Source organism: Halomonas sp. DP5N14-9 (genome assembly GCF_019802175.1).
Lineage (GTDB): Bacteria > Pseudomonadota > Gammaproteobacteria > Pseudomonadales > Halomonadaceae > Halomonas > Halomonas litopenaei.
Genome location: NZ_JAHVHR010000023.1, coordinates 1 through 1,942, shown reverse-complemented (window position 1 = coordinate 1,942; position 1,942 = coordinate 1). Strand labels below are relative to the sequence as shown.

Genomic DNA, 1,942 nt, shown 5'->3' with positions numbered 1-1,942 from the left:
TGAATAAATGCCTGACGATGACCTACTCTCGCATGGGGAGACCCCACACTACCATCGGCGCTGAGCGGTTTCACTTCTGAGTTCGGCAAGGGATCAGGTGGTTCCCACTCGCTATGGTCGTCAGGCGGAAAAAAGACAACGTACACCATGCTGACGATACGCTTCATCGTATCCGTCAATTGATTCGAGACATCATCGACCAAAACCCTTTGGGTGTTATATGGTCAAGCCTCACGGACCATTAGTACCGGTTAGCTCAACGCCTTGCAGCGCTTCCACACCCGGCCTATCAACCAGCTGGTCTTGCTGGGTCCTTTAGGAGGCTCAAGGCCTCAGGGAGATCTCATCTTGAAGGGGGCTTCCCGCTTAGATGCTTTCAGCGGTTATCCCGTCCGTACATAGCTACCCGGCAATGCCACTGGCGTGACAACCGGAACACCAGAGGTACGTCCACTCCGGTCCTCTCGTACTAGGAGCAGCGCTTCTCAAATCTCCAACGCCCACGGCAGATAGGGACCGAACTGTCTCACGACGTTCTAAACCCAGCTCGCGTACCACTTTAAATGGCGAACAGCCATACCCTTGGGACCGACTTCAGCCCCAGGATGTGATGAGCCGACATCGAGGTGCCAAACACCGCCGTCGATGTGAACTCTTGGGCGGTATCAGCCTGTTATCCCCGGAGTACCTTTTATCCGTTGAGCGATGGCCCTTCCATACAGAACCACCGGATCACTAGAACCTACTTTCGTATCTGCTCGACGTGTCTGTCTCGCAGTTAAGCACCCTTATGCTCTTGCACTCACTGCACGATTTCCAACCGTGCTGAGGGTACCTTCGTGCTCCTCCGTTACTCTTTGGGAGGAGACCGCCCCAGTCAAACTACCCACCACACACGGTCCTCGAACCGGATTACGGTCCTGAGTTAGAACGCCAATGATGCCAGGCTGGTATTTCAAGGTTGGCTCCACCCCATCTGGCGACAGGGTTTCAAAGCCTCCCAGCTATCCTACACAAGCAACATCAGCGTCCAGTGTGAAGCTGTAGTAAAGGTTCACGGGGTCTTTCCGTCTAGCCGCGGGTACACAGCATCTTCACTGCGATTTCAATTTCACTGAGTCTCGGGTGGAGACAGCGTGGCCATCATTACGCCATTCGTGCAGGTCGGAACTTACCCGACAAGGAATTTCGCTACCTTAGGACCGTTATAGTTACGGCCGCCGTTTACCGGGGCTTCGATCAGGAGCTTCGCGTGAGCTAACACCATCACTTAACCTTCCGGCACCGGGCAGGCGTCACACCCTATACGTCCGCTTGCGCGTTTGCAGAGTGCTGTGTTTTTAATAAACAGTTGCAGCCACCTGGTATCTTCGACCGCGTCAGGCTCCGGTCGCGAGGACCTTCACCCTAATGCGGCGTGCCTTCTCCCGAAGTTACGGCACCATTTTGCCTAGTTCCTTCACCCGAGTTCTCTCAAGCGCCTTGGTATTCTCTACCTGACCACCTGTGTCGGTTTGGGGTACGGTCTCACAGTATCTGAAGCTTAGAGGCTTTTCCTGGAAGCGTGGCATCGATGACTTCCTGACCGTAGTCAGTTCGTCTCGCCTCTCGGCCTTGAGGATCCGGATTTACCTGAATCCTCAGCCTACCGGCTTTCACCAGGACAACCAACGCCTGGCTCACCTAGCCTTCTTCGTCCCCCCATCGCAATACTGTGAGGTACGGGAATATTGACCCGTTTCCCATCGACTACGCCTTTCGGCCTCGCCTTAGGGGCCGACTCACTCTGCTCCGATTAGCGTCGAACAGAAACCCTTGGTCTTCCGGCGGGGGAGTTTTTCACTCCCCTTGTCGTTACTCATGTCAGCATTCGCACTCGTGATACCTCCAGCATGCTTCTCAACACACCTTCATCGGCTTACACGACGCTCCTCTACCGCGT

The 1,942-nt window shown here is 54.8% G+C and carries 2 rRNA genes; both read right to left on the bottom strand.

What is annotated here, in order from left to right:
• Positions 1–9: 9 nt before the first annotated feature.
• Positions 10–125, bottom strand: a 5S ribosomal RNA gene (gene rrf, locus KUW00_RS12975).
• A gap of 95 nt (positions 126–220) precedes the next feature.
• A 23S ribosomal RNA gene (locus tag KUW00_RS12970) occupies positions 221–1,942 on the bottom strand; the annotation flags it as partial.